Source organism: Streptomyces sp. CB09001 (assembly GCF_003369795.1).
In the GTDB taxonomy this organism is placed as follows: domain Bacteria; phylum Actinomycetota; class Actinomycetes; order Streptomycetales; family Streptomycetaceae; genus Streptomyces.
Map to the genome: position 1 here is coordinate 1,262,138 of NZ_CP026730.1, position 25,745 is coordinate 1,287,882.

Below are 25,745 nucleotides of genomic sequence, written 5' to 3' on the forward strand. Positions count from 1 at the left end.
GATCAGTGACCCATTCCCAGTCCGCCGTCAACGGGAATGACGGCTCCAGTGATGTACGAGGCGTCGTCCGAGGCGAGGAACCGCACCGTGGCGGCGATCTCCTCCGGCCGCGCGTACCGCCCCAGCGGCACCTGCGACACGATGTTCGCCCGCTGCTCGTCGGTGAGCACCTTGGTCATGTCGGTGTCGACGAAGCCGGGCGCGACGACGTTGAAGGTGATGTTGCGCGATCCCAGCTCACGGGCGAGGGAGCGCGCGAAGCCGACCAGCCCGGCCTTGGAGGCGGCGTAGTTGGCCTGCCCCGCGGAGCCGAGCAGCCCGACCACCGAAGAGATGAGGACGACGCGGCCCTTCTTGGCGCGCAGCATGGCGCGGTTGGCGCGCTTGACGACGCGGAAGGTGCCGGTGAGGTTGGTCTCGACGACGGAGGTGAAGTCCTCCTCCGACATGCGCATCAGGAGCTGGTCCTTGGTGACGCCGGCGTTGGCGACCAGGACCTCGACGGGACCGTGTGTCTCCTCGATCTCCTTGTAGGCCTGCTCCACCTGCTCGGTGTCGGTGATGTCGCATTTGACGGCCAGGAAGCCCTCCGGCGGCTCACCCGAGCGGTACGTGATCGCGACGTTGTCGCCGGCGTCGGCGAAGGCGCGGGCGATGGCGAGGCCGATGCCCCGGTTTCCTCCGGTGACGAGAACCGAGCGGCTCATCGGATCACCCTTTCGATAGCGGTCTGGCGCACCCGCCCGGTCACCCGTACGGCGGACGGCGACAGCAGGCGGCTTCCTCGAAAATCTATCGGTCCCCCGACTCCGTCAAAGACTCGGGCACCCACAGTGGCTTACGGGACTCACTGTCGGGTCCCTACAGAAAGGCCCCGGAGCGGGGGGAAAGCTGTGGTCGCCGGGCCGCCGACGCGACATGATGCGGCGCAGCCCCCGGTGTCGCGGCAGACGACCGGTCATGTCGACAGAAAGAGACGCAGGTGCCTCACAGCATCGACCAAGCCTTCACGGCACTCCCCCTACGCGCCCTCGCCGACGCCGCCCTCGCCCGTGCGCGTGCCCTCGGTGCGGAGCACGCCGACTTCCGCCTTGAGCGGGTGCGCAGTGCCTCCTGGCGGCTCAGGGACGCCAGGCCCGCCGGGTCCTCGGACACCACCGACCTCGGGTACGCGGTACGGGTGGTGCACGGCGGTACGTGGGGCTTCGCGTCCGGCGTGGACCTGACCCTGGACGCCGCCGCCAAGGTCGCCTCGCAGGCGGTGGCGATGGCGAAGCTGTCGGCGCAGGTGATCAGGGCGGCCGGGTCCGACGAGAGGGTGGAACTCGCGGACGAGCCCGTGCACGCCGACCAGACCTGGGTCTCGGCGTACGAGATCGACCCCTTCGCCGTGCCGGACGCGGAGAAGTCGGCGCTGCTGGCCGGCTGGAGCGCGCGGCTGCTGGCGGCCGACGGGGTCGACCACGTGGACGCCTCGCTGCTGACCGTGCACGAGAACAAGTTCTACGCCGACACCGCCGGGACCACGACGACCCAGCAGCGGGTACGGCTGCATCCCGTCCTCACCGCCGTGTCCGTGGACGACTCCAGCGGCGAGTTCGACTCCATGCGCACGCTGGCCCCGCCGGCCGGGCGAGGCTGGGAGTACCTGACCGGGACCGGCTGGGACTGGGAGACGGAGCTGGCCGAGATCCCGGAGCTGCTGGCCGAGAAGATGCGCGCGCCGAGCGTCGAGGCAGGGCTGTACGACCTGGTCGTCGACCCGTCGAACCTGTGGCTGACCATCCACGAGTCCATCGGCCACGCCACCGAGCTGGACCGCGCCCTCGGTTACGAGGCCGCCTACGCCGGGACCTCCTTCGCCACCTTCGACCAGCTCGGCAAGCTGCGCTACGGCTCGGAGCTGATGAACGTCACCGGCGACCGCACGGCCGAGCACGGGCTCGCGACCGTCGGGTACGACGACGAGGGCGTCGCGGGCCAGTCCTGGGACCTGGTGAAGGACGGCACCCTGGTGGGGTACCAGCTGGACCGGCGGATCGCCAGGCTCACCGGGTTCGAGCGGTCCAACGGGTGCGCCTACGCCGACTCCCCCGCGCACGTGCCGGTGCAGCGCATGGCCAACGTGTCGCTGCGACCGGACCCGGGCGGGCTGTCCACCGAGGATCTGATCGGGGGCGTCGACCGCGGGATCTACGTCGTCGGTGACCGCTCCTGGTCGATCGACATGCAGCGCTACAACTTCCAGTTCACCGGCCAGCGCTTCTTCCGGATCGAGAACGGGCGGCTCGCCGGGCAGCTGCGGGACGTGGCGTACCAGGCGACGACCACCGACTTCTGGGGGTCGATGGCGGCCGTCGGCGGCCCGCAGACGTACGTCCTGGGCGGCGCCTTCAACTGCGGCAAGGCCCAGCCGGGCCAGGTCGCGGCCGTCTCGCACGGCTGCCCGTCCGCCCTCTTCAAGGGAGTCAACATTCTGAACACGACGCAGGAGGCTGGTCGATGAGCGTTGGCACCGGCATTGGCCGGGGGTCCGGGGGTCGTCCCCCGGGAAAGCACAGCCTGAACACGACGCAGGAGGCCGGTCGATGAGCGCCGGCACCGGCATTGGCCGGGGGTCCGGGGGTCGTCCCCCGGGAAAGCACAGCCTGAACACGACGCAGGAGGCCGGTCGATGAGCGTCCGCAGCAGCAAGCCGCACGAGATCGTCGAGCGGGCGCTGGAGCTGTCCCGGGCCGACGGGTGTGTCGTCATCGCCGACGAGGAGTCCACCGCCAACCTGCGCTGGGCGGGCAACGCGCTCACCACCAACGGCGTCACGCGCGGGCGCACGCTGACGGTCGTCGCCACCGTGGACGGGCGGGAGGGCACGGCGTCCGGGGTGGTGTCGCGGTCGGCCGTGACCGTGGACGAGCTGGAGCCCCTGGTGCGGGCCGCCGAGGCCGCCGCCCGGGGGGCCGGTCCGGCCGAGGACGCACAGCCACTGGTCCCGGGCGGGCCGGGGTCGCCGGACTTCGCCGACGCGCCCGCCGAGACCTCGTCGGCGGTGTTCGCCGACTTCGCGCCGGCGCTCGGGGAGGCGTTCGCCCGCGCGCGTGCGGGCGGCCGGGAGCTGTACGGCTTCGCCAACCACGAGATGACGTCGACCTACGTCGGCACCTCGACGGGGCTCAGGCTGCGGCACGACCAGCCGAACGGGACGCTGGAGCTGAACGCCAAGTCGCCGGACCGCACCCGGTCGGCGTGGGCGGGGCAGGCCACCCGGGACTTCAAGGACGTCGACCCGGCGGCGCTCGACGCCGAGCTGGCCGTACGCCTCGGCTGGGCCGAGCGGCGGGTGGAGTTGCCCGCCGGGCGGTACGAGACGCTGCTGCCGCCCACCGCGGTCGCGGACCTGCTGATCTACCAGTACTGGTCGGCGTCCGGGCGGGACGCGGTCGAGGGGCGCACGGTGTTCTCCAAGCCCGGCGGCGGCACCCGGCTCGGCGAGCGACTCGGCGCGCTGCCGCTGACCCTGCGCAGCGATCCGCACGAGCCCGGGCTGGAGAGCGCGCCGTTCGTGGTCGCGCACTCCTCGGGCGGCGACCAGTCGGTGTTCGACAACGGGCTGCCGGTGACCGCGACCGACTGGATCCGGGAGGGCGAGCTGCACCGGCTGACGACCACCCGGCACGGCGCCGAGCTGACCGGGCTGCCGGTGACGCCGGCGAGCGGCAACCTGATCCTGGACGGCGGCGACCCGGACCGCTCCCTCGACCGGATGGTCGCGGACACGGAGCGCGGACTGCTGCTCACCTGCCTCTGGTACATCCGCGAGGTCGACCCCGCGACGCTGCTGCTGACCGGACTGACCCGGGACGGCGTCTACCTCGTCGAGCACGGCGAGGTCGTCGGCGAGGTGAACAACTTCCGGTTCAACGAGTCGCCCGTGGGTCTGCTGGGGCGGGCCTCGGAGGCCGGGCGGACGGAGAAGACGCTGCCCAGGGAGTGGGGCGACTGGTTCACCCGGGCCGCGATGCCGGCGCTGCGGGTCCCCGATTTCAATATGAGCTCTGTCAGTCAGGGCGTATAACCTCGTACCTGATTTCGCGAGACCACTCAAGGAGACACGAGAACCGTGACGGACATCGTCGACGAGCTGAAGTGGCGCGGGCTGTTCGCCCAGTCCACCGACGAGGACGCTTTGCGCAAGGCGCTCGCGGACGGTCCCGTCACGTTCTATTGCGGTTTCGACCCGACCGCGCCCTCGCTGCACGTGGGGCATCTGGTGCAGGTGCTCACCGTGCGCCGGCTCCAGCAGGCCGGGCACCGGCCGCTGGCGCTGGTCGGCGGGGCCACGGGCCAGATCGGCGACCCGCGCCCGACCGCGGAGCGCACGCTGAACTCGCCGGAGACCGTCGCGGGCTGGGTCCAGCGGCTGCGCGGCCAGATCGAGCCGTTCCTGTCCTTCGAGGGCGAGAACGCCGCGGTGATGGTCAACAACCTCGACTGGACCGAGGGTCTGTCGGCGATCGAGTTCCTGCGGGACATCGGCAAGCACTTCCGGGTCAACAAGATGCTGACCAAGGACTCCGTCGCCCGGCGCCTGGAGTCGTCCGAGGGGATCAGCTACACGGAGTTCAGCTACCAGCTGCTCCAGGCGATGGACTTCCTCCAGCTCTACCGCAGGTACGGCTGCACGATGCAGCAGGGCGGCAGCGACCAGTGGGGCAACCTCACGGCCGGCCTCGACCTGCTGCACCGGCTGGAGCCGGACGCGTCCGTGCACGCCTACGCGACCCCGCTGATGACCAAGGCGGACGGCACCAAGTTCGGCAAGACCGAGGGCGGCGCCGTCTGGCTGGACCCGGAGATGACGACGCCGTACGCGTTCTACCAGTTCTGGCTGAACGTGGACGACCGGGACATCTCGACGTACCTGCGCATCCTGTCCTTCCGCTCCCGTGAGGAGCTGGAGGAGCTGGAGCGGCAGACCGGGGAGCGTCCACAGGCCCGGGCCGCGCAGCGCGCGCTCGCCGAGGAGCTGACGACGCTGGTGCACGGCGCCGGTCAGACGGCCGCCGTGATCGCCGCGTCGAAGGCCCTCTTCGGCCAGGGCGACCTGGCGGAGCTGGACGAGCGGACGCTGGCCGCGGCCCTCTCCGAGCTGCCGCACGTCCGGGTCGCCGAGCCGGCCCCGGTGGTCGACCTGTTCGCCGAGGTGGGCCTGGTGGCCAGCAAGTCCGCCGCGCGCCGCACGGTGAAGGAGGGCGGCGCCTACGTGAACAACGCCAAGGTCGCCGGCGAGGACGCCGTCCCCGCCAAGGAGGACCTGCTGCACGGGCGCTGGCTGTTGCTGCGCCGCGGCAAGAAGAACCTGGCCGCGGTGGAGATCACCGGCGCCTGAGCGGGCGCACGCGCGAGGGGCGGTCTCCGGCAGCCGTACGGCTGCCGGAGACCGCCCCTTCGCCGTACGGGACGGGTCCGGAGCGGGGTCAGGCGCGTTCGCGTCGCCTGTTGCCGCGTACCGACGCGTAGGCGGCGTCGCCGAGGCCGACCACGATGATCGCCGCCACCAGCTGGAACAGGTGCCGCCACCAGTCGATTCCGGCCGTCGCCTCGACGCCGGCCGCGCGGGCGATCGCGTTGCCGATGATCGCGCCGATCATGCCGCAGATGGTGGTCAGCCACAGCGGCATGTGCTGCTTGCCGGGGATGATCGCCTTGGCGATCAATCCGAGCACGAATCCCACGATGATCGCCCACAACCAGCCCATGGCTGCCTCCTCGTCCGGCTCTACGGAGCAATGCCACCAGTGTTCGGGCGTACCGCGTACGGCGCATGCCGGGTACGGCCGAACGGGGTACCGGCCCGGTCCGGACGGCGCACGTGGTGCGGCCGGACCGGGGTGCCCCGGTCTCGTGAGCGGCGCAGGCGCGGCGTACCGTGGAGAGTTGTCCGGGACCGGAGTCCCCGAGCGGCCGCGGACGAGAGCGGGGCGGGGCGAGTCCGATGCGGGCGGATGGTGGAACCAGATGCGGAAGCAGAGTACCGGCGGCAGTGCCGAGGTGTTCCGGATCACCGGGGCCCGGACGGGCCTCCAGGAGGACGTGCGCGGGAGGCAGCGGCGGTACATCATCTCGATGTCGATCCGTACGGCCTCGGTGATCCTCGCGGTCTGCCTGTGGAACGTGGAACGGCACGTCGCGATCGTGGCCCTGATCGTCGGGGCCGCCCTGCCCTACATCGCGGTCGTGATCGCCAACGCCGGGCGCGAGAACGCGCCATCCTTGCCGTCGACGTTCGTGACGGCGCCGACCCCGCCGATGATCATGCCGCCGCGGGGCGGGAACGGTGCGGCGGAATCCGTTCCGGAGGGCGCGACCGCCGATCCGGGGCCGGGTGCGGCTGGTGAGCCACGTGGCCGAGCGTGACCGCGACGCCTCTCCGCGCGGGGCGTCGATTCCGCGCCAGGCCGAAGAAATGCTCAGATGAATCGTGTTGTTCCGGTGCCGGGCGATGGGTGAGCCGTGACATACTTCGTACGCGCTCCGCATCCCCCGTCGGAGCGACGGACCGACGCCGGGCAGCTCCCCCCGTGGCTGCTCGGCGTCGCCTTGTGTGCGGACCTCGTGCGTGGACCTGTGAGACGAAACCGTGAGTGACGAAACCACCCCGATCTGCTCCGCCAAGGGCTGCCGCACCCCCGCCGTGTGGGTGCTGGCGTGGAACAACCCGAAGATCCACGCTCCGGAGCGCCGCAAGACGTGGATCGCGTGCGACGAGCACCGCGAGCACCTGTCCCAGTTCCTCGGAGTGCGGGACTTCCTGAAGGACGTGGTCCCGCTCGCCGAGTGGGAAGCCCCGGAGGACTCCGGCAGGCCTTGAGGGATCCGGTCCTAGCCTCCGATCGCCGACATCGGGCGGTCCGGCTGGACGAACGTCGGATCGTCCAGTCCCGCGCCCGCCTTCTTGCCCCACATGGCCAGGCGCCAGATGCGGGCGATCTCCTCGTCGGGGGCGCCGGAGCGCAGGGCGGCGCGCAGGTCGGTCTCCTCGGTGGCGAACAGGCAGGTGCGCACCTGGCCGTCGGCGGTCAGGCGGGTGCGGTCGCAGGCCGAGCAGAACGGGCGGGTGACGGAGGCGATGACGCCGACGCGGTGCGGGCCGCCGTCCACCAGCCAGCGTTCGGCGGGGGCCGAGCCGCGCTCCTCGGAGCCCTCTGCGGTCAGCTCGAAGCGGGTGCGCAGGGAGGTCAGGATGTCACCGGCGGTGACCATGCCCTCGCGCTTCCAGCCGTGCTGGGCGTCCAGGGGCATCTGCTCGATGAAACGCAGCTCGTAGTCGTGCTCGACGGCCCAGGCGAGCAGGTCGGGCGCCTCGTCGTCGTTGAGCTCCGGCATCAGGACGCTGTTGACCTTGACCGGGGTGAGTCCGGCCTCGCGGGCGGCCTCCAGGCCCTCCAGGACGTCCTTGTGGCGGTCCCGGCGGGTGAGGGTCTTGAAGACGTCCGGGCGCAGGGTGTCCAGGGAGACGTTGACCCGGTCCAGGCCCGCGGCCTTCAGGGCGCTCGCCGTGCGCCTGAGGCCGATGCCGTTGGTGGTCAGCGACATCTGGGGGCGCGGGGCGAGGGCGGCGACGCGCTCGACGATGCCGACCAGGCCGGGGCGCAGCAGCGGCTCGCCGCCGGTGAAGCGGACCTCCTCGATGCCGAGGGAGGTGACCGCGATGTCGATGAGGCGGACGATCTCGTCGTCCGTGAGCAGGTCGGGCTTGGCGAGCCACTTCAGGCCCTCTTCGGGCATGCAGTAGGTGCAGCGCAGATTGCAGCGGTCGGTGAGCGAGACCCTCAGGTCGGTTGCCACTCGGCCGTAGGTGTCGATGAGCACAGGGGCCCCCTCCCTCGACGCGGATCGGCGGAGCACTTCTCTCCTCCGACACCGTCGAGCCTACGTGACGGGTCCGACATCGACAGCCGCCCGATCCCACGACGCGGGACGCGGCCGCCTCGTAGGGATCTACGAGCGGCCGCGCCGGCACCGGTCGGGCGGGGGCGTCAGTGCGCTCCGGTGCCGGTCAGGGACCGGACCTCCAGCTCCGCGTACTTCGCCTCGTCGGGCTTCTCCTTCGACAGGACCGTGCCGAGCCAGCCCATCAGGAAGCCGAACGGGATGGAGATGATGCCGGGGTTCTTCAGCGGGAACCAGGCGAAGTCGACGTCCGGGAACATCGCCTTGGGGTCGCCGGAGACGACGGGGGAGAACAGCACCAGGCCGACGGCGACGATCAGGCCGCCGTAGATCGACCACAGGGCGCCCTGGGTGGTGAACCGCTTCCAGAACAGGCTGTAGAGGATCGTCGGCAGGTTGGCGGACGCGGCGACCGCGAAGGCCAGCGCGACCAGGCCGGCCACGTTCAGGTCGCGGGCGAGGGCGCCGAGCGCGATGGAGACGATACCGATGAAGACGGTCGCCCAGCGGGCGGCCTTCATCTCCTCCTTCTCGGTGGCCTGCCCCTTGCGGATGACGTTGGCGTAGATGTCGTGCGCGAAGGACGAGGACGAGGCGAGGGTGAGGCCCGCGACGACGGCGAGGATGGTCGCGAAGGCCACCGCCGAGATCGTGGCGAGCAGGATCGCGCCCCAGGCCGAGTCGACGCCGCCCACGTGCAGCGCGAGCAGGGGCGCGGCCGTGTTGCCGGACGGGTTGGACGCGATGATCTCGTCCTTCCCGATGAGCGCGGCGGCGCCGAAGCCGAGGGCGATGGTCATCAGGTAGAAGGCGCCGATGATGCCGATCGCCCAGTTCACGGACTTACGGGCGGCCTTGGCGTTGGGCACCGTGTAGAAGCGGATCAGGATGTGCGGCAGGCCGGCGGTGCCGAGCACCAGGGCGATGCCCAGGGAGATGAAGTCGAGCTTGGTGGTGCCGCTCGCGCCGTACTGGAGGCCGGGCTCCAGGAACGCGGAGCCCGCGCCGCTGTTCTCCGCGGCCTTGCCGAGCAGGTCGGAGATGTTGAAGTCGAACTTCAGCAGCACCAGGAAGGTGATCAGGATGGTGCCGCTGATCAGCAGTACGGCCTTGACCATCTGGACCCAGGTGGTGCCCTTCATGCCGCCGATGGTCACGTACACGATCATCAGGACGCCGACGAGGGCGACGATGAGGATCTTGCCCGCGTCGGAGGTGATGCCGAGCAGCAGCGAGACGAGGACGCCCGCGCCCGCCATCTGGGCCAGCAGGTAGAAGATCGAGACGACGATCGTGGAGGTGCCGGCGGCGGTGCGCACCGGGCGCTGGCGCATGCGGTAGGCGAGGACGTCGCCCATCGTGTAGCGGCCGGAGTTCCTGAGCGGCTCGGCGACCAGGAGCAGGGCGACCAGCCAGGCGACCAGGAAGCCGATGGAGTAGAGGAAGCCGTCGTAGCCGAAGAGGGCGATGGCGCCGGCGATGCCGAGGAAGGACGCGGCCGACATGTAGTCGCCGGAGACGGCTAGGCCGTTCTGGAAGGCGCTGAAGGACCGGCCGCCCGCGTAGAAGTCGGCGGCGTCCTTGGTCTGGCGGCCCGCCCAGACGGTGATGCCGAGCGTCGCGAGGACGAAGACCGCGAAGAGCGTGATGATGAGCGGCCGGTGCTCGCTGGCCTCGTTGGCGGCCAGCTCGGCGGCGAATACGGACTGTGCGGGGCTCATGCGCCGCCCTCCATCCGGGTCTTGATGGCCTCGGCCTTGGGGTCGAGCTTCGCGGCGGCATGCCGCGAGTACCACCAGGCGATGAGGAACGTGGTGACGAACTGGGCGATGCCGAAGACGAACGCGACGTTGATGTTGCCGAACAGCTTGGTGCCCATGAAGCCGCCCGCGTAGTTCGACAGCAGCACGTAGAGCAGGTACCAGGCGACGAAGGCGACGGTCAGCGGGAAGGCGAAGGAGCGGAAGGAGCGGCGCAGTTCGGCGAACTCGGCGCTCTGCTGCACTTCGGAGAACTCCTCGGCGGAGGGGAGTCGGTGTTCCTCTTGCGAGGGGGGCTCCTCTTTCGAGGGGGGCGGTGCGTCGGTGGCCACGGAGTCTCCTCGTACGACGGACATGACGGCTTGGACCTCGGTGTTCTCGCAGGGGGCTGATCGTGCTCGGGCTCCCTGTCCAACGACACGGCGCCCCGCGGGGACCGGTTCAACACCCGTGGCACTTTCCGAAGTCACCCTCGGTGGGTCATTGCTGGCCAGGGACTTCGGGGGATAGCTTCACCCTGCACCACTACGTCATGTACCTGCCTGGTTACCCGTGTCCCGGGCAGGTGCCGTTTCTGCCGGATGATGTGGAGACCCCATGGATCATCTGCGTTCCGCGCGCGATCCGCGCTCCAGACGCCGGCCCGTTTCCCGAGTTTTCCCGACGGACTGGAGACACCACGCATGACCGCTCCCCACCCGCGTCACCGCCGCGCCCTCGCGATCCCGGCCGGCCTGGCCGTGGCCGCGTCGCTCGCGTTCCTGCCGGGCACCCCGGCCGCCGCGGCCCCCGCGGCCCAGGCCGCCCCCTCGACGGCGGCGGACGCGACCTCGCTCAGCTACGTCGTCAACGTCGCCCCCGGGCACCGTCCTTCGGCCACCGTGCGGCGGGCGATAGCCAAGGCGGGCGGCACGATCGTCACGTCGTACGACCGGATCGGCGTGATCGTCGTCCACTCCGCGAACCCCGACTTCGCCGAGTCCGTCCGCAAGGTGCGCGGCGTGCAGTCGGCCGGTGCCACCCGCACCGCACCGCTGCCCTCGGCCGCCACGACCGACACGGGCGCGCCGCAGGTGCTCGACGGCAAGGAGCTGGCCGCCGCCAGGGCCACCTCGGCCAAGGCCGAGGGCCAGGACCCGCTGGAGTCGCTCCAGTGGGACCTGCCCGCCATCAAGGCGGACAAGGCGCACGAGAAGTCGCTGGGCAGCAAGAAGGTGACCGTCGCAGTCATCGACACCGGTGTCGACGACACCCACCCGGACATCGCCCCGAACTTCGACCGGCGGGCGTCCGTCAACTGTGTGGCGGGCAAGCCGGACACCGCCGACGGGGCCTGGCGGCCGAGCGCGGCGGAGAGCCCGCACGGCACCCACGTGGCCGGGGAGATAGCCGCCGCCAAGAACGGCGTCGGCATGACCGGCGTGGCGCCCGGGGTGAAGGTGGCCGGCATCAAGGTCTCCAACCCCGACGGGTTCTTCTACACCGAGGCCGTGGTCTGCGGCTTCATGTGGGCAGCCGAGCACGGCGTCGACGTGACCAACAACAGCTATTACACCGACCCGTGGTACTTCAACTGCAAGGACGACCCGGACCAGAAGGCGCTGGTCGAGGCCGTCTCGCGGGCCTCGCGGTACGCGGAGAGGAAGGGCGCGGTCAACGTCGCCGCGGCCGGCAACGAGAACTACGACCTCACCTCCGACGAGATCACCGACCCGTCCTCGCCCAACGACACCACGCCCGGCGACCGGACCGTCGACCCGTCGAAGTGCCTGGACATCCCGACCCAGCTGCCGGGCGTCGTGACGGTCGCGGCGACCGGTGCGAAGGGTCTCAAGTCGTCCTTCTCCAACCACGGCCTTGGCGTCATCGACATCGCCGCGCCCGGCGGCGACTCGACGGCCTACCAGACGCCGGAGCCGCCCGCCACGAGCGGACTGATCCTGGGCACGCTGCCCGGCGGCAAGTGGGGCTACATGGCCGGTACGTCGATGGCCTCCCCGCACGTCGCGGGCGTCGCCGCCCTCATCAAGTCGACGCACCCGCACGCCTCCCCCGCCATGGTGAAGGCACTGCTGTACGCCGAGGCCGACGCCACGGCGTGCACCAACCCGTACGACATCGACGGCGACGGCAAGGTCGACGCGGTGTGCGAGGGCCCGAAGAACCGCAACGGCTTCTACGGCTGGGGCATGGCCGACGCGCTGGACGCGGTGACCTGGTAGCCGGTACGCGTACCCGTGCGTGACGCGGGGGCGGTGGTCCGGTTCCCATCCGGTCCGCCGTCCCCGTCGTCGTGCGGCAGCAGCAGTATCTTCGCCGTGGACACTTACGAGGATCCCGCCACCCGGGTCCCGAACCGGTGCGTCCCCGCTGGTCGCCGCCCTGAGGTTCGTGGCGACCCCGCGGGTCGCCCCGCTGCCGTGCGTGCTCTGGCCGGCGGCCGCCGTGGTGCCCTTCGTGGTGGGCCTGTTCGCCGACGGGACCGTGGCGGTCGGTGAGGGCTTCGGACGCTGCTACGTGAAGTTCGCGGGCGACGTCCTCGACGGTATCGCCCGGCTGGGCTCCTGGTGTGTGACGTGGTCCGAGCCGCGGCACGAGGGGGATGCCGCCTGCTACCGGGCGCGGGTCGAGAAGGTGGTGGGCAACCGGACCGAGCGGGCCTCCGCCCCGCGCGAGCCGAAGAGGGCGCGGCCGCCCGTGGAGGGCGAGATACCCCGGCGCGTCCACCGCGGCGTCGGCGGACGGTGCGTCGCCGAGGTCGCCCTTGCCCAGGGGTGGGAGCTGCGGCCCACGGACGTGCGCAAGGAGGTGCGGCTGTGGTGGTCGGCCGCTTCCCACCCGCAGGACGCGTCCGCGGCCGACGCGGCAGGGGGCTCATGACGGCGACGGCGGAACTTGCCCGGATCTGACGACTTGGTGAAGATCCTGGGGTGACCTCGATACGCCCCCCGGCCCGGACCACCGACACCGGACGCCACTCACGGCCCTCCGGCACCGGCCGGACGGTCGTCGTACTCGTGCTGGTGGCACTGGGCGCGCTGATACCCGTGCTCGGCCCCTCCCCCGCGCTGCACGGCACCGGGGAGGCCGAGGCACCCGGCACCGGCGGCATCGCCCTGCTGCGCACGGTGCTCTTCGCCGCGCTGAGCGTGCCGCTCGGCGAACTCTTCGTGAACCGGCTGGCCCGGTCGCTGCCCGGCGCTCCCCCGGACCGGCCCCGCAGCTGGTCGCCGTACGCGGCCGCCGTCGGTCTCGCCGCCGCGCTGGGGCTGGCCTCGGTCGTGGCCACGGGCAATCTGGTGCCGGGCTCCGTCGCCGACGTCGACGTCGGCGGTCTCTACGAGTCCCGCGACGGCAAGCTCGCGCTGCTGGAGGTCAACGGATTCCTCGCGGCCTGGCTGTGCTCGACCTCGCGGCGGCCCGGACTCCAGGTGTGGCCGCTGGCCGCGGTGGTCGTCGCGGACGCGCTGCGCGCGCACCCCACTACCGAGTACAGCCCGCTGCTCGGCTCCGGACTGACCCTCGTCCATCTGACGTGCGCCTCCCTGTGGGTGGGCGGTCTGCTGTACGTGCTGCGGACCCTGCGGCGATGGGGGCCGGCAGAGGCGGGGCCGGCCCTGCTGGGGCTCTACGCGCGCGTGGCCGCCGTTCTGCTGGCGGCGCTCACGGCCACCGGGGTGGGCAGTTCGCTGCGCCGGATGCCGGCGGGCACGATCCTGGACCAGCTGACGGACACCGCTTACGGGCGGGTCCTGCTGGCCAAGGTGCTCCTGGTGGCCGCCGTCGCCGCCCTCGCGCTGTGGGCCAGGATCCGGCTGAGCCGCGCGGCCGACCCGCTGGCCGCCTGCTCCCCTGCGCGCGCGGAGGTCGTCGCGCTGGGCGTGGTGGTGGCGGTGTCGGGGCTTCTGACGGCCCTTCCGGTGCCGATCCGTTGGTGAGTGCGCCCGCACGGTGCCGCAACCCTCCCCCGGCGCCCGGAACTTGACGGCACGGGGCACCTGCGGGACCGGAGTGTCGGTCCCGGCCCGTATCCTCATTGACCATGCTCGAAGACCGCACGACCGCAGCGCCGCCCGCCACGGCGTGGCCGGCCGCGTATCCCCAGGGGTACGCGGTCGTCGACGTGGAGACCACCGGCCTGGCCCGCGACGACCGCATCATCTCGGCGGCCGTCTACCGGCTGGACGCCCGCGGCGAGGTCGAGGACCACTGGTACACCCTGGTCAATCCGCAGCGCGATCCGGGCCCGGTGTGGATACACGGTCTGACCAGCGACGTACTCCGGGACGCGCCGCTCTTCCCGGACGTCGCCGAGGAGTTCGCCGCCCGGCTCGACGGACGGGTCCTCGTCGCGCACAACGCGGTCTTCGACTGGCAGATGATCGCCCGTGAGTACGCGCGCGCGCAGCGCGAGGCACCGGTGCGTCAACGCCTGTGCACCATCGCCCTGTCCAAGGCGCTGGACCTGCCGCTGCCCAACCACAAGCTGGAGTCGCTGGCCGCGCACTTCGGCGTCGTGCAGCGGCGGGCGCACCACGCGCTGGACGACGCGCGGGTGCTGGCGGAGGCGTTCCGGCCGAGCCTGCTCGCCGCGGCGGCCGGGGACGTGCGGCTGCCGCTGCTGGAGTGCCGGCCGCTGACCGAGTGGTCGGACCGGCCCGCGCCCCGGATCGGGCAGCAGGCGGGCTACGGGAGCCACCGGCCGACCAGTTGGCGCCCCTCCCGCAAAAGGCCCGCATGCCCCCATCCCAACCCGGGTCGGTACGAAGCGGGCAAACGCCTCAAGCAGGGCATGCGGGTCGCCTTCTCGGGCGACACCTCCGTCGAGCGCGACCTGCTGGAGGACCGCGCCGTCGAGGCGGGGCTGCACGTCGCGACCAGCCTGTCCCGGCTGACCAGCCTGCTGGTCACCAACGACCCGGACTCGGGCACCTCGAAGGTGGTCAAGGCCCGCCAGTTCGGGACGCCGGTGGTGGACGAGGCGGCCTTCGGGCAACTGCTCGCGGACGTCGAGCCTGCGGACGGGTGATTCCGGGCGACTCGCCCGGCGGCCACCGGCGCGCGTTCACGGCGACGGCCCACCCTGTGGCGCATGGCGACATGTGAAGTCTGCGGCAACAACTACGGAATGACCTTCGAGGTCCACGCCCAGGGAGCGGTGCACGTCTTCGACTGCTTCTCCTGCGCGATCCACCGGATGGCCCCCCTCTGCGAGCACTGCCGGGTACAGATCATCGGCCAGGGCGTCGAGGTCGAGGGCCACTGGTTCTGCGGCGCCCACTGCGCCCGCGCGGAGGGGAGGGCGGGGATCGTCGACAAGGTCTGAGCGCTTCGCGTGACCGTCGGGAAAAACCCTCGTTGACCCACGCCGCGGCACTGCTGTCGGACATGCTCCCCGCAGACGCGGGGCTGCGGCCCTCGCGGGGACCTCCCCGCGAGGGCCGATCCCGGCCAAGGTACCGTCGATGCGTGTACCGCTTCCTGTTGTCCCGCCAGTGGGTGATCCTCACGCTGCTCGCCGTGCTGCTCATCCCCACGATGATCGAGCTGGGCTTCTGGCAGATGCACCGCTACGAGGAGCGCACCGCCCGGAACGACCTGGTCGCGCGCGCGCTCGAGGCCTCACCGGCGCCCGTGGAGTCGCTGACCGCACCCGGCAAGAAGATCACCACGCGCGAGCGGTACCGCACCGTCACCGCGGAGGGCCGCTTCGACACGGACCGCGAGGTCGTGGTCCGCCGCCGCACCGACTCCGACGACAACATCGGTTACCACGTGCTGACCCCGTTCGTGCTGAACGACGGCAGGGTCCTGCTGGTCAACCGGGGCTGGATCCCCGCGGACGGCCCGAGCCAGACCGCGTTCCCGAAGGTCCCCGCACCGCCTCGGGGCGAGCTCACCCTCACCGGCCGGCTGATGCCCGACGAGACGACCGAGGCGAGCGGCATCAAGGACCTCGAGGGTCTCCCGGACCGGCAGATCATGCTCATCAACAGCGAGCAGCAGGCCGAGCGTCTGGACGCCCGGGTGCTCGGCGGGTACGTGGTCCTGAAGACTCCCGAGCCGAAGAACGACGCCCCGGAGCCGATCGGCGGGCCCGGCAACGAGAACGCCGCGCTGAACTTCGCCTACGCGATCCAGTGGTGGCTGTTCGCCGCGGCCGTACCGGTCGGCTGGTGGTTCCTGGTCCGCCGGGAGAAGCGCGACCGGGAGGCCGCCGAGGACGTGGAGCCCGCGGAGGCGGAACCCGTCACGGTGTAGCCGGGCGGCGGGAGCGCGCGGGCGGATCCGATTGCTCCGGCCGAGGCCGGGAAGAGGTCAACCCGTGCACCCCCACATCGAGGACTACGCGCTCATCGGCGACCAGCAGACCGCCGCCCTGGTCTCCACGGACGGCTCCGTGGACTGGCTCTGCCTGCCCCGCTTCGACTCGGCCGCCTGCTTCGCGAAGCTGCTCGGCGACGAGGACAACGGCCACTGGCGCATCGCGCCCAGGGGCGCGGAGCGCTGCACCCGGCGCGCCTACCGGCCGGACACCCTCGTCCTGGACACCGAGTGGGAGACCGAGGACGGTGCGGTCCGCGTCACCGACCTGATGCCCCAGCGCGACCGGGCCCCCGACCTCGTCCGCATCGTGGAGGGCCTGAGCGGCGAGGTCACCGTGCACAGCGTGCTCCGGCTGCGCTTCGACCACGGCTCGATCGTCCCGTGGGTGCGCCGGGCCGACGGGCACCGGGTGGCCGTCGCCGGGCCGGACTCGGCGTGGCTGCGCAGCGAGCCCGAGGTGCACAGCTGGGGCCAGGACTTCGGGACGCACGCGGAGTTCACCGTCGCCGCGGGCGAGAAGGTCGCGTTCGTGCTGACCTGGCACCCCTCGCACGAGCCCCGGCCGCCGCTGATCGACCCGTACACGTCGCTGGAGCACAGCGTCGAGGACTGGCGCGAGTGGGCGGCCCGCTGCCGCTACGCCGGGCCGCACCGGGACGCCGTGGTCCGCTCCCTGATCACGCTGAAGGCACTCACGTACAAGCCCACCGGCGGCATCGTGGCGGCGCCCACCACCTCGCTGCCCGAGGAGCCGGGCGGCGTGCGCAACTGGGACTACCGCTTCTGCTGGCTGCGCGACTCCACGCTCACCCTGGGCGCCCTGCTGTCGGCCGGGTACCTGGAGGAGGCCGAGGCCTGGCGCGACTGGCTGCTGCGCGCGGTCGCGGGCAACCCGGCGGACCTGCAGATCATGTACGGCGTCGCGGGCGAGCGGCGGCTGCCCGAGTCCGAACTGCCGTGGCTGTCCGGCTTCGCCGGCTCCGCGCCGGTACGGATCGGCAACGACGCGGTGAACCAGCTCCAGCTGGACGTGTACGGCGAGGTCATGGACTCCCTGTCGCTGGCCCGGCTGGCGGGGATGCGTCCGCGGCCGCAGATGTGGGAGCTGCAGTGCGCCCTGATGGAGTTCCTGGCCACGGCGTGGCGGGAACCGGACGAGGGGCTGTGGGAGGTGCGGGGCGGTCGCCGGCAGTTCGTGCACTCGAAGGTGATGACGTGGGTGGCCCTGGACCGGGCGGTGCGCACGCTGGAGCACCACCCCGAGCTGGGCGGCGGTGACCTCGACGGCTGGCGGGCACTGCGCGACGAGGTGCACCGGGAGGTGTGCGAGAAGGGCTACGACCCGGTGCGCAACACCTTCACCCAGTACTACGGCTCGCGGGAGCTGGACGCCTCGCTGCTGCTCGTCCCGCGCGTCGGCTTCCTGCCGCCGGACGACCCGCGCGTGGTCGGCACGGTCGACGCGATCGGCGCCGAGCTGACCCGGGACGGTCTGGTGCGGCGCTACAGCACCGAGGGCGCTCCCGTGGACGGTCTGCCGGGCGGCGAGGGGACGTTCCTGGTGTGCTCGTTCTGGTACGCGGACGCGCTGCACGCCACCGGCCGGACGAAGGAGGCGCGGGAGCTGTTCGAGCGGCTGGTGGGGCTCGCCAACGACGTGGGGCTGCTGGCCGAGGAGTACGACCCGGTGGCCGGACACCAGCTCGGCAACTTCCCGCAGGCCTTCAGCCACGTCGGCCTGGTGAACACGGCCCTCGCCCTGTTCGGGGGCGAGGGGGCAGGATAGGGGCCATGGATCTTGGACTGAAGGACCGGGTGTACGTCGTCACGGGTGCCACCCGGGGCCTGGGCAACGCCGCCGCGCGCGAGCTGGTCGCCGACGGGGCGAGGGTGGTCGTCACGGGGCGGGACGAGAAGAGCGTCGCGGAGGCGGCCTCGGCGCTGGGACCGGACGCGGTCGGGATCGCCGCGGACAACGCGGACCCCGAGGCCGCCGGGCGGCTGATCGCCACCGCCCGTGAGCGCTTCGGGCGTTTCGACGGCGTGCTGATCAGCGTGGGCGGGCCGCCGCCCGGGTTCGTCGCCGACACCACGGACGAGCAGTGGCAGTCGGCGTTCGAGTCGGTGTTCCTCGGCGCGGTGCGGCTGGCCCGGGCGGCGGCGGCCGAGCTGGCGGACGGCGGGGTGATCGGGTTCGTGCTGTCGGGTTCGGTGCACGAGCCGATCCCGGGCCTGACCATCTCCAACGGTCTGCGCCCCGGACTCGCGGGCTTCGCCAAGTCCCTCGCCGACGAGCTGGGCCCGCGCGGCATCCGCGTCGTCGGCCTGCTGCCGGGCCGCGTCGACACCGACCGGGTGCGCGAGCTGGACGGGCTGTCCGCCGACCCGGAGGCGACCAGGACGGCCGCCGAGTCCCGCATCCCGCTGCGCCGCTACGGCGCCCCGGAGGAGTTCGGCCGCGCGGCGGCGTTCCTGCTCTCCCCCGCGGCGTCGTACATCACGGGCGTGATGCTGCCGGTGGACGGCGGCGTGCGGCACGGCTTCTGAGGAACCGGACGGGCGGGGCCCGGGCGCGGGCGCCGGGCCCGAGGCCGCTGCCGCGATCCCGCGACGATGGCCGAGACCCGGCCCGAGCCCCGATCGTGGTGCGCCCGGGGCTGCCGCTCCCTCAGTTGACCCGCTCCGCCCCGTGCTTGACGCCCCGGAGCTGGACCTCCGCCGGGAGGGAGGGGAGGTTCGCCGAGTCGCGGGCGTGGGCCAGGGCCCGGGTGGTGAGCTCGTGCAGGGCCGTACCGGGGTCCACGTGGGGGGCCAGGAGCAGCCGGAGACGGGTCGCCGGGGCGTCGCGGCGGCCGGTGAGCCGGGCGCCCGCCCGCTCGACCCCGTCCACGCGGTCCGCCTCGCCGGCGATGACGTCCTCCAGTGCCCTGCCGCGCAGCGTGGCGCCCTCGCCGTCCCCGGTGTCGACGAGGACCTCGGTGAGCCTGCGGCGGCGTACCACCGCGACCAGCCACCACAGGGCGAGCAGCAGCAGGACGGCGAGTGCGGCGATGACGACCGGCCACCACCAGCCGGCCTCCCGCCACCGGGTCCGTTCGGCGTTGCTCAGCAGCACGTCGTGCGGCCCCTGGTGGACCCACCAGGAGGGCGCCGGGGCGTCGAAGCCCACGGCCAGCACGGCGCCGCCGAGGGCCAGCAGGACCAGGCCCGCCAGTGCGGTCAGTACTCGGTTCACCGTCCTGAGCACCGCGCTCACCCCTTCCGTCCGGGGCGCGCCACCCGCAGCGACACGGCGGGCGGCCGGGCCAGACCGAGGCCGCGCACCGCGTCGTCGAGCACACCGTCCAGGTCGGCCCGTACGTCGTCCAGTTCCCGGAAGTGCGACAGTGCCCGTACGCGAGCCCGGCGGCGGCGCAGCCGTACCCGTGCCGACTGCACCCCGGACACCTCCATGGCCCGGTCGCGCAGCACCGTGGCGGCGGCGTCCCGGTGCAGTCCGGCGCGTACGTCGGGGTGCGTGCGCCGCATCGGCAGCACCCGGCGCAGTCCGGGGGTGAGGGCCAGCACGAGCAGCCAGAGCCCGAGGGCCGCGGCGACTCCCGCGCCGACCAGCACCCAGGTGTCGTCGACGGGCCGTTCGGCGAGCTGCCGGGCCAGGTCGCGGCGCCAGCCGAGCGCGGACCGGCCGGCGCGCACGGCGACGACGTCGTAGAGGAACGCCCCGGCCAGGAGCAGGAGCAGCAGCGCGACGAGGCCGGCGGGGACGCGGCGCGCGGACCAGAAACGCCCGGCCCGTCCGCTCCCGGAGACCTCCGGGAGTCCGGGCTCCTCCTTGTCCAGCGACGGTGCGGCACCCGGCCGGGTGCCGCGTTCCACGACGGGCAGGCGTTGGGTGCTGCCCTCTCCCGTCCCGGAGCCCTGGGGCTCGCTCATCGCGTCCTCCCGTGCCTCGCGCCGTACTGCGCCGACAGGTGCAGCCGCTCCACCTGGACGGCGACCTCCGGCACCGCCATGCCCACCAACGCACGTACCCGCTGGACGACTTGGTGACGCACCTGGCGGCAGCGGGCGCCGATGTCGCACGGGTAGTCGAGTTCGAGGTGGACCCGGACGTGGGCGGTGTCGTGGTGGACGTCGACGGTGGCGTACGGCCGTGCGGCGTCCGGGTGGAGCGGGCCGAGCGCCTCGCGCGCCGCCCGGGCGGCGACCTTGGCGACGACCCGGTCGGCGATCCGCGTGGCGCCGCGCTCGCCCGGTGCCACGCGGGCCAGGGGTTCGAGGAGCTCACCGGCTCCATCGCTCACGCCGGTCACCGCCGCCGGTCGTCGCGGGTGCGGAAGAGGTCACCGAGATCCATGTCCCCCTCCAGGAAACGGCCTACGACGAACCCGACGGCCCCCAGGGCCGCCACCAGCAGGAAGGCACCGAACCCGCCGAAGTATCCGGCGAAGCCCAGTGCCATGCCGGCGATCATGCCGACCACGGCCATGCTCATGGTGCGCTCCCCTCAGTCACCGATTCACTCACCGTTCCCTCAGCCCGTTCCGTCAGTGTCCGTGTCACCTGATCCGGGGCTCCGGTTCCTCGTCCTCCTCGTCGGGCAGCTTCACGTCGCTCACCGCGATGTTGACCTCGACGACCTCCAGACCGGTCATCCGCTCCACCGCAGCCACCACGTTCTCCCGCACGTCCCGTGCCACGTCCGCGATCGACACGCCGTACTCGACGACGATCTCCAGGTCGAGGGCGGTCTGCTTCTCGCCGACCTCGGCCTTCACCCCGCGCGTCACCCCGGACTTGGTCCCGCCGGGCACCCGGTCGCGCACGGCGCCGAAGGTACGGGACATTCCGCTGCCCATCGCGTGCACACCGGCGACGTCGCGGGCCGCCATTCCGGTGATCTTCTCCACGACGCCGTCGGCGATGGTGGTCCGTCCCCGGGTGCCGGGGTCTCCGCCGCCGCGCCGAATCGTCTGGCCCTTGGCCGTACCGGGGGTCTCGATCGTGTCCTGCCCGCTCCGGTGGCTCTCCATGTCGCTCATCGCCGTACGTCCCTTTCGGTCGTAGTCCTGTGCCCACGTTAGGCGGGGTTGCGGTGGCTCGCGCCATGGATGCGGCAGGCTGGAGCAATGACGACGGCGGACCGGTGGACGCGGACGGTGCGGGAGCAGTTGGGTCTCGGCAGGCTGTTGCCGCTGGGCGGCCCGAAGGACGGTGCCTGGATCGCCGAGCGTGCGGCACGGGAGGTGCTGCTGGCGGCGGCCCGGGGCGTGCCGGGTGTGCGGCCGGGTGAGCTGCGGGTCGGGCTCGCGGACCCGGACGACGTGGGCGAGCCCGCCGTACCGCTGCCGCCGGGTGCGCTGCCGCCCGGTCCGTTGCGGGTGACGGCCGGCTTCGCGGCGGTCGTGGGGCTCACGGCGGCGGCCGCGGAGCCACTGCCGGCCACGGCCGCGCGCCTGCGTGCCGCGCTGACGGAGGCGGCGACCGCGCGGCTCGGCCTCGCGACGGCGGACGTGGACCTGCGGGTGACCGGCCTGCTCGACGAGCCGCCGGAGGCGGGGCCGGACGCCGGGCCCGGGCCGGGACCCGCCGACGCGGCCGACGGCGACGGCGACGGCGACGGCGACGGCGGAAGCGAAGCGAGCGGCGACGAGGGGCGCGTCGCCCGGGCCGCGCTGACGGTGCCGGGCGTGATGCGGCTGACGGGCGTACTGGGCCGTCCGGTGCACCTGACCGAGCCGTCACCGCGGGAGAGTGCTCTGCCGCGCCGCCATGTCCGGGTGGAGCTGGCGGTGCGGGCGGACCACCGGGCCGTCGAGGTGACCCGGCGGGTCCGCGCGGCGGTGTCCGAGGCGCTGCCGGACCGTCCGTCGGTGGCGGTGGTGGTGACACGGACGGACGTCGGCTGAGAAGGCGCGCCTGGGCGCCCCTACTCCCCGAGCCCCGCCAGGTCGCGCAGCCGACGCCCCTGCGCGGCCCGTTCGGCGGTGCGCTGGGTCTCGTAGTCCCGCGTCAGGGCGCCCTGGAGCAGCGCCTTGGTCTCGACGACCGCGTCACGCGGTGCGGCCAGGATCGCGGACACCAGGTCGTGCACGGCGGGGTCGAGCTGGTCCGCGGGCACGGCGAGGTTGGCCAGGCCGGTGCTCACGGCCTCCTCGGCCGCGACGAAGCGCCCGGTGGCGCAGATCTCCAGCGCACGGGCGTACCCGACCAGGGACACCAGGGGATGCGTGCCCGTCAGGTCCGGCACCAGGCCCAGGCTGGTCTCGCGCATGGCGAACTGCACGTCGTCGGCGACGACCCGCAGGTCGCAGGCGAGGGCCAGCTGGAAGCCCGCCCCGATGGCGTGCCCCTGCACGGCGGCGACCGAAACGAGGTCGCTGCGCCGCCACCAGGTGAACGCCTCCTGGTACCCGGCGATGGCCGCGTCCAGCTCGGCGTCGCCGCCCCGCGCGAGGTCGATGAACGACGGTTCGCCGTCGAAGCCCTCGGGCGTGAACGCCTGCCGGTCGAGCCCGGCCGAGAAGGACTTGCCCTCGGCCCGCAGCACCACGGCACGGACGGAGCCCGGCAGCAGCCGGCCGGCCTCGGCGAGCGCCCGCCACAGAGCGGGGCTCTGCGCGTTGCGCTTGGCCGGGTTGGTCAGCGTCACCGTGGCGATCGCGTCGTCGACGGTGAGCCGCACGCCGTCCTGGTCGAGTGCGGGACCGGGGTCGTGGGCGGGCGAAGCCATGGGGCGCCTCCGAAAGGTGCGGTCGTCGTCCCCGCCGCGCGCCGGACGGTGCGCCGTGCGACGGCAGGGCTAAGTGACTGCACAGTAACCACCCGGACGGTCGGACGACCGGCCGGGTGGCCACCATCACTTTCGGAGTCGGGGGCCGCCCGGGACGTCAGGCCGAAGTGGCCTTCTTGCCCCGGGTAGCCCCGCCACGCCCTCGGAGCGTGACGCCCGACTCGCTGAGCATGCGGTGCACAAAGCCATACGAGCGGCCGGTTTCCTCGGCCAACGCCCGGATGCTCGCACCGGCGTCGTACTTCTTCTTCAGGTCTGCCGCGAGCTTGTCGCGCGCGGCGCCGGTAACCCGGCTGCCCTTCTTCAGAGTCTCGGCCACCCGTGCCTCCTCATGGGAAGTGCGCTCTGGTCTCCTCATGATCACCCCTCCAGGCCCTCATGGCCACCCATTCGGCAAGGTCGATGAGACAAGGTTGTGACGACAGGAGCGAGTCCCCACATGCGGAATCCCCGATTCCAGAGAATCGGGAGGGTTCGGCCGAACGGGTTTCTCCGCGAAATTCCAGGTCAGAAAGGCGTCGCGGCCGAGGCCCCGGCAATGAGGGCCCCGGCCGCGAATTCGATGTAGGACACACTTCTTGATGAGGAGATCTCACACAGATGGTGGATCACGGATCGGCCGAATGATCCATAACCAGTGGATCATCCATTCGATCAAGCGAGGGCGACGAGGTCCGCGTAGTCGGCGCCCCACAGGTCCTCGACGCCGTCCGGAAGCAGAATGATCCGTTCCGGCTGGAGCGCCTCGACGGCGCCCTCGTCGTGGGTGACCAGGACGACGGCGCCCTTGTAGGTGCGCAGCGCGCCGAGGATCTCCTCACGGCTGGCCGGGTCGAGGTTGTTGGTGGGCTCGTCGAGGAGCAGCACGTTCGCCGAGGACACCACGAGGGTGGCCAGGGCGAGACGGGTCTTCTCACCGCCGGAGAGGACGCCGGCGGGCTTGTCCACGTCGTCGCCGGAGAACAGGAACGAGCCCAGCGTCTTGCGGACCTCGACCAGGTCCAGGTCGGGGTTGGCCGAGCGCATGTTCTCCAGGACGGTGCGCTCGGGGTCGAGGGTCTCGTGCTCCTGCGCGTAGTACCCGAGCTTGAGGCCGTGGCCCTCGACGACCTGGCCGGTGTCGGGCTTCTCCACGCCGCCCAGGAGGCGCAGCAGCGTGGTCTTGCCGGCGCCGTTGAGGCCGAGGATGACGACCCGGGAGCCCTTGTCGATGGCCAGGTCGACGTCGGTGAAGATCTCCAGGGAGCCGTACGACTTGGAGAGTCCCTCGGCGGTCAGCGGGGTCTTGCCGCAGGGCGCGGGCTCGGGGAAGCGGAGCTTGGCGACCTTGTCGGACTTCCGCTCGGCCTCCAGACCGGCCAGCAGTTTGTCCGCCCGGCGGGCCATGTTCTGCGCGGCGACGGTCTTGGTGGCCTTGGCGCGCATCTTGTCGGCCTGCGAGTGCAGCGCGGACGCCTTCTTCTCCGCGTTCTGACGCTCGCGCTTGCGGCGCTTCTCGTCGGCCTCGCGCTGCTGCTGGTAGAGCCTCCAGCCCATGTTGTAGACGTCGATCTGGGAGCGGTTGGCGTCCAGGTAGAACACCTTGTTGACGACCGTCTCGACCAGGTCGACGTCGTGGGAGATCACGATGAAGCCGCCGCGGTAGGTCTTCAGGTAGTCGCGCAGCCAGATGATCGAGTCGGCGTCGAGGTGGTTGGTCGGCTCGTCGAGCAGCAGGGTGTCGGCGTCCGAGAACAGGATCCTGGCCAGCTCGATGCGGCGGCGCTGACCGCCGGAGAGCGTGTGCAGGGGCTGGCCGAGCACCCGGTCGGGCAGGTTGAGCGCGGCGGCGATGGTGGCGGCCTCGGCCTCGGCGGCGTATCCGCCCTTGGTGAGGAACTCGGTCTCCTGACGCTCGTACTGCTTGAGCGCCTTCTCACGGGTGGCGCCCTGGCCGTTGGCGATGCGCTGTTCGTTGTCGCGCATCTTGCGGATCAGGGTGTCCAGACCGCGGGCGGACAGGATGCGGTCGCGGGCGAGTACGTCGAGGTCGCCGGTGCGCGGGTCCTGCGGGAGGTAGCCGACCTCGCCGGAGCGGGTGACGGCACCGGCCGCGGGCTGGCCCTCGCCGGCCAGGACCTTGGTGAGGGTGGTCTTGCCGGCGCCGTTGCGGCCGACCAGGCCGATGCGGTCGCCCTTGGCGACGCGGAAGGTGGCGCTCTCGATGAGGACACGGGCACCGGCGCGCAGCTCGATGCCGGAGGCGGAGATCACGGTCAGACTCCTGGGCGGGTGGGTGGCGGGGATGGGCGGCTGTGGAGGTTCCCGCCGCTCTAATGCACGAGGAGAATGGCCATGAGGGCCAGTCTAACGGGGCGGTGCAACCGCTTTTCCCCGCCGGGCGTCGGCCCGGCGTTGTCAGTGGGCGGTGCAAGACTGGGCGAACGAGTCCAAAGCGCCCTTCGGGCCACGGGCTCGGTCAGTCAGGACGAACCATCGGCTCACAGGGAAGTGATCGGCATGGCAGGCAACGCGGGCGGCAGCCCGAGCATCTGCCCGACGCTCCAGTACGTGGACGCCAAGGCGGCGATCCGACAGCTCACCGAGGCCTTCGGCTTCACCGAACTCGCGGTGTACGAGGGCGAGGACGGCTCGGTGGCCCACGCCGAGCTGACCCAGGGCAACGGCGCGGTCATGCTCGGTTCCAAGGGCAGGGGCGGCCGCTTCGACGAGGCGATGAAGGGCGCAGGCCCCGCGGGGGTGTACGTGGTGGTGGCGAACGTCGACGCCCATCACCGGCGGGCCGTGGAGCACGGCGCGGAGATCCTGATGCCCCCGACCGACCAGGACTACGGCTCGCGGGACTACATGGCCCGCGACCTGGAGGGCAACGTCTGGAGCTTCGGGACGTACGCGCCGGAGGTACGCGGGTAGCC

Annotated in this window: 28 protein-coding genes; 15 read left to right on the forward strand and 13 right to left on the reverse strand. The window is 72.2% G+C overall.

Annotated features, from left to right (window positions below; translation table 11 throughout):
• Positions 1–2 precede the first annotated feature (2 nt).
• Complete coding sequence (gene fabG, locus C4J65_RS05930; protein WP_115741432.1) at positions 3–707, reverse strand: 3-oxoacyl-[acyl-carrier-protein] reductase; 705 nt, start codon at positions 705–707, stop codon at positions 3–5.
• A gap of 275 nt (positions 708–982) precedes the next feature.
• Here fabG and C4J65_RS05935 point away from each other — a divergent pair, with 275 nt between their 5' ends.
• The 3 genes from C4J65_RS05935 to tyrS all read left to right on the forward strand — a co-directional run bounded on the left by C4J65_RS05935 (position 983) and on the right by tyrS (position 5,386).
• Positions 983–2,506 (forward strand): TldD/PmbA family protein, encoded by a 1,524-nt coding sequence (locus C4J65_RS05935; protein ID WP_115741433.1) that lies wholly within the window; start codon positions 983–985, stop codon positions 2,504–2,506.
• 168 nt (positions 2,507–2,674) lie between these two features.
• Positions 2,675–4,072, forward strand: coding sequence for a metallopeptidase TldD-related protein (locus C4J65_RS05940; RefSeq protein ID WP_115741434.1), 1,398 nt, complete (start codon positions 2,675–2,677; stop codon positions 4,070–4,072).
• Positions 4,073–4,117: 45 nt separating this feature from the next.
• Entirely contained in the window at positions 4,118–5,386 is a 1,269-nt protein-coding gene (gene tyrS, locus C4J65_RS05945) for a tyrosine--tRNA ligase (protein WP_115741435.1), read from the forward strand.
• A gap of 88 nt (positions 5,387–5,474) precedes the next feature.
• Here tyrS and C4J65_RS05950 read toward each other — a convergent pair whose 3' ends face one another.
• On the reverse strand, positions 5,475–5,756 hold the full coding sequence (locus C4J65_RS05950; RefSeq protein WP_003977004.1) for a GlsB/YeaQ/YmgE family stress response membrane protein: 282 nt from the start codon (positions 5,754–5,756) through the stop codon (positions 5,475–5,477).
• A gap of 259 nt (positions 5,757–6,015) precedes the next feature.
• On the opposite strand from C4J65_RS05950, the gene C4J65_RS05955 reads away from it, so the two are divergent.
• Together C4J65_RS05955 and C4J65_RS05960 are read left to right on the forward strand one after the other, a co-directional pair.
• Positions 6,016–6,414 (forward strand): DUF3099 domain-containing protein, encoded by a 399-nt coding sequence (locus tag C4J65_RS05955; protein WP_205350961.1) that lies wholly within the window; start codon positions 6,016–6,018, stop codon positions 6,412–6,414.
• A 223-nt stretch (positions 6,415–6,637) separates the two neighbouring features.
• Positions 6,638–6,868: a hypothetical protein gene (locus C4J65_RS05960; RefSeq protein ID WP_115741437.1), complete on the forward strand. Its 231-nt coding sequence runs from the start codon at positions 6,638–6,640 to the stop codon at positions 6,866–6,868.
• A gap of 11 nt (positions 6,869–6,879) precedes the next feature.
• Here the strand turns inward: C4J65_RS05960 and moaA are convergent, their stop codons facing one another.
• The 3 genes from moaA to C4J65_RS05975 all read right to left on the reverse strand — a co-directional run bounded on the left by moaA (position 6,880) and on the right by C4J65_RS05975 (position 10,042).
• Entirely contained in the window at positions 6,880–7,869 is a 990-nt protein-coding gene (gene moaA, locus C4J65_RS05965; protein ID WP_240330378.1) for a GTP 3',8-cyclase MoaA, read from the reverse strand.
• A 167-nt stretch (positions 7,870–8,036) separates the two neighbouring features.
• Positions 8,037–9,671 (reverse strand): cation acetate symporter, encoded by a 1,635-nt coding sequence (locus tag C4J65_RS05970; RefSeq protein WP_115741439.1) that lies wholly within the window; start codon positions 9,669–9,671, stop codon positions 8,037–8,039.
• Entirely contained in the window at positions 9,668–10,042 is a 375-nt protein-coding gene (locus C4J65_RS05975) for a DUF485 domain-containing protein (RefSeq protein ID WP_003976999.1), read from the reverse strand. Before C4J65_RS05975 ends, C4J65_RS05970 begins: the two co-directional genes overlap by 4 nt.
• Before the next feature lie 351 nt (positions 10,043–10,393).
• Here C4J65_RS05975 and C4J65_RS05980 point away from each other — a divergent pair, with 351 nt between their 5' ends.
• From C4J65_RS05980 to C4J65_RS06015, 8 genes are all read left to right on the forward strand, one after another.
• The gene (locus C4J65_RS05980; protein ID WP_115741440.1) at positions 10,394–11,932 is read left to right on the forward strand and encodes a S8 family serine peptidase; all 1,539 of its coding nucleotides are present in this window, start codon (positions 10,394–10,396) and stop codon (positions 11,930–11,932) included.
• A 169-nt stretch (positions 11,933–12,101) separates the two neighbouring features.
• Positions 12,102–12,590: a hypothetical protein gene (locus tag C4J65_RS05985; protein ID WP_240330379.1), complete on the forward strand. Its 489-nt coding sequence runs from the start codon at positions 12,102–12,104 to the stop codon at positions 12,588–12,590.
• A 50-nt stretch (positions 12,591–12,640) separates the two neighbouring features.
• Positions 12,641–13,648, forward strand: a complete 1,008-nt coding sequence (locus C4J65_RS05990) for a CopD family protein (RefSeq protein ID WP_115741441.1) — start codon at positions 12,641–12,643, stop codon at positions 13,646–13,648.
• A gap of 104 nt (positions 13,649–13,752) precedes the next feature.
• Positions 13,753–14,739, forward strand: a complete 987-nt coding sequence (locus tag C4J65_RS05995; RefSeq protein ID WP_115741442.1) for a DEDDh family exonuclease — start codon at positions 13,753–13,755, stop codon at positions 14,737–14,739.
• Positions 14,740–14,802: 63 nt separating this feature from the next.
• A complete protein-coding gene (locus C4J65_RS06000; protein ID WP_115741443.1) occupies positions 14,803–15,036 on the forward strand; it encodes a hypothetical protein in 234 nt (77 codons plus the stop codon).
• A gap of 143 nt (positions 15,037–15,179) precedes the next feature.
• Positions 15,180–15,971 carry an SURF1 family protein gene (locus C4J65_RS06005; RefSeq protein WP_162833046.1) on the forward strand — a complete coding sequence of 264 codons (792 nt, stop codon included), beginning with the start codon at positions 15,180–15,182 and terminating at the stop codon, positions 15,969–15,971.
• 64 nt (positions 15,972–16,035) lie between these two features.
• Complete coding sequence (locus C4J65_RS06010; RefSeq protein WP_115741444.1) at positions 16,036–17,823, forward strand: glycoside hydrolase family 15 protein; 1,788 nt, start codon at positions 16,036–16,038, stop codon at positions 17,821–17,823.
• A 5-nt stretch (positions 17,824–17,828) separates the two neighbouring features.
• Positions 17,829–18,584, forward strand: a complete 756-nt coding sequence (locus C4J65_RS06015) for an SDR family oxidoreductase (RefSeq protein ID WP_115741445.1) — start codon at positions 17,829–17,831, stop codon at positions 18,582–18,584.
• Between the two features lie 121 nt (positions 18,585–18,705).
• Here C4J65_RS06015 and amaP read toward each other — a convergent pair whose 3' ends face one another.
• From amaP to C4J65_RS06040, 5 genes are all read right to left on the reverse strand, one after another.
• Positions 18,706–19,293 (reverse strand): alkaline shock response membrane anchor protein AmaP, encoded by a 588-nt coding sequence (amaP, locus tag C4J65_RS06020; RefSeq protein WP_115741446.1) that lies wholly within the window; start codon positions 19,291–19,293, stop codon positions 18,706–18,708.
• A complete protein-coding gene (locus C4J65_RS06025; RefSeq protein ID WP_115741447.1) occupies positions 19,290–19,970 on the reverse strand; it encodes a DUF6286 domain-containing protein in 681 nt (226 codons plus the stop codon). The genes amaP and C4J65_RS06025 overlap by 4 nt, the downstream gene beginning before the upstream one ends.
• Positions 19,967–20,350 (reverse strand): Asp23/Gls24 family envelope stress response protein, encoded by a 384-nt coding sequence (locus C4J65_RS06030; protein ID WP_115741448.1) that lies wholly within the window; start codon positions 20,348–20,350, stop codon positions 19,967–19,969. Before C4J65_RS06030 ends, C4J65_RS06025 begins: the two co-directional genes overlap by 4 nt.
• Positions 20,347–20,532: a hypothetical protein gene (locus C4J65_RS06035; RefSeq protein WP_115741449.1), complete on the reverse strand. Its 186-nt coding sequence runs from the start codon at positions 20,530–20,532 to the stop codon at positions 20,347–20,349. Before C4J65_RS06035 ends, C4J65_RS06030 begins: the two co-directional genes overlap by 4 nt.
• 64 nt (positions 20,533–20,596) lie before the next feature.
• Positions 20,597–21,079, reverse strand: coding sequence for an Asp23/Gls24 family envelope stress response protein (locus tag C4J65_RS06040; RefSeq protein ID WP_115741450.1), 483 nt, complete (start codon positions 21,077–21,079; stop codon positions 20,597–20,599).
• A gap of 87 nt (positions 21,080–21,166) precedes the next feature.
• On the opposite strand from C4J65_RS06040, the gene C4J65_RS06045 reads away from it, so the two are divergent.
• A complete protein-coding gene (locus C4J65_RS06045; protein WP_115741451.1) occupies positions 21,167–21,946 on the forward strand; it encodes a nucleopolyhedrovirus P10 family protein in 780 nt (259 codons plus the stop codon).
• Positions 21,947–21,966: 20 nt separating this feature from the next.
• Here the strand turns inward: C4J65_RS06045 and C4J65_RS06050 are convergent, their stop codons facing one another.
• From C4J65_RS06050 to C4J65_RS06060, 3 genes are all read right to left on the reverse strand, one after another.
• Positions 21,967–22,770 (reverse strand): enoyl-CoA hydratase/isomerase family protein, encoded by an 804-nt coding sequence (locus tag C4J65_RS06050; protein ID WP_115741452.1) that lies wholly within the window; start codon positions 22,768–22,770, stop codon positions 21,967–21,969.
• Between the two features lie 157 nt (positions 22,771–22,927).
• Positions 22,928–23,149: a helix-turn-helix domain-containing protein gene (locus C4J65_RS06055; RefSeq protein ID WP_003976983.1), complete on the reverse strand. Its 222-nt coding sequence runs from the start codon at positions 23,147–23,149 to the stop codon at positions 22,928–22,930.
• A gap of 335 nt (positions 23,150–23,484) precedes the next feature.
• Positions 23,485–25,083 (reverse strand): ABC-F family ATP-binding cassette domain-containing protein, encoded by a 1,599-nt coding sequence (locus tag C4J65_RS06060; RefSeq protein ID WP_115741453.1) that lies wholly within the window; start codon positions 25,081–25,083, stop codon positions 23,485–23,487.
• Between the two features lie 246 nt (positions 25,084–25,329).
• Between C4J65_RS06060 and C4J65_RS06065 the strand changes: the two genes are divergently transcribed.
• Positions 25,330–25,743, forward strand: coding sequence for a VOC family protein (locus C4J65_RS06065; protein WP_162833047.1), 414 nt, complete (start codon positions 25,330–25,332; stop codon positions 25,741–25,743).
• Positions 25,744–25,745 lie beyond the last annotated feature (2 nt).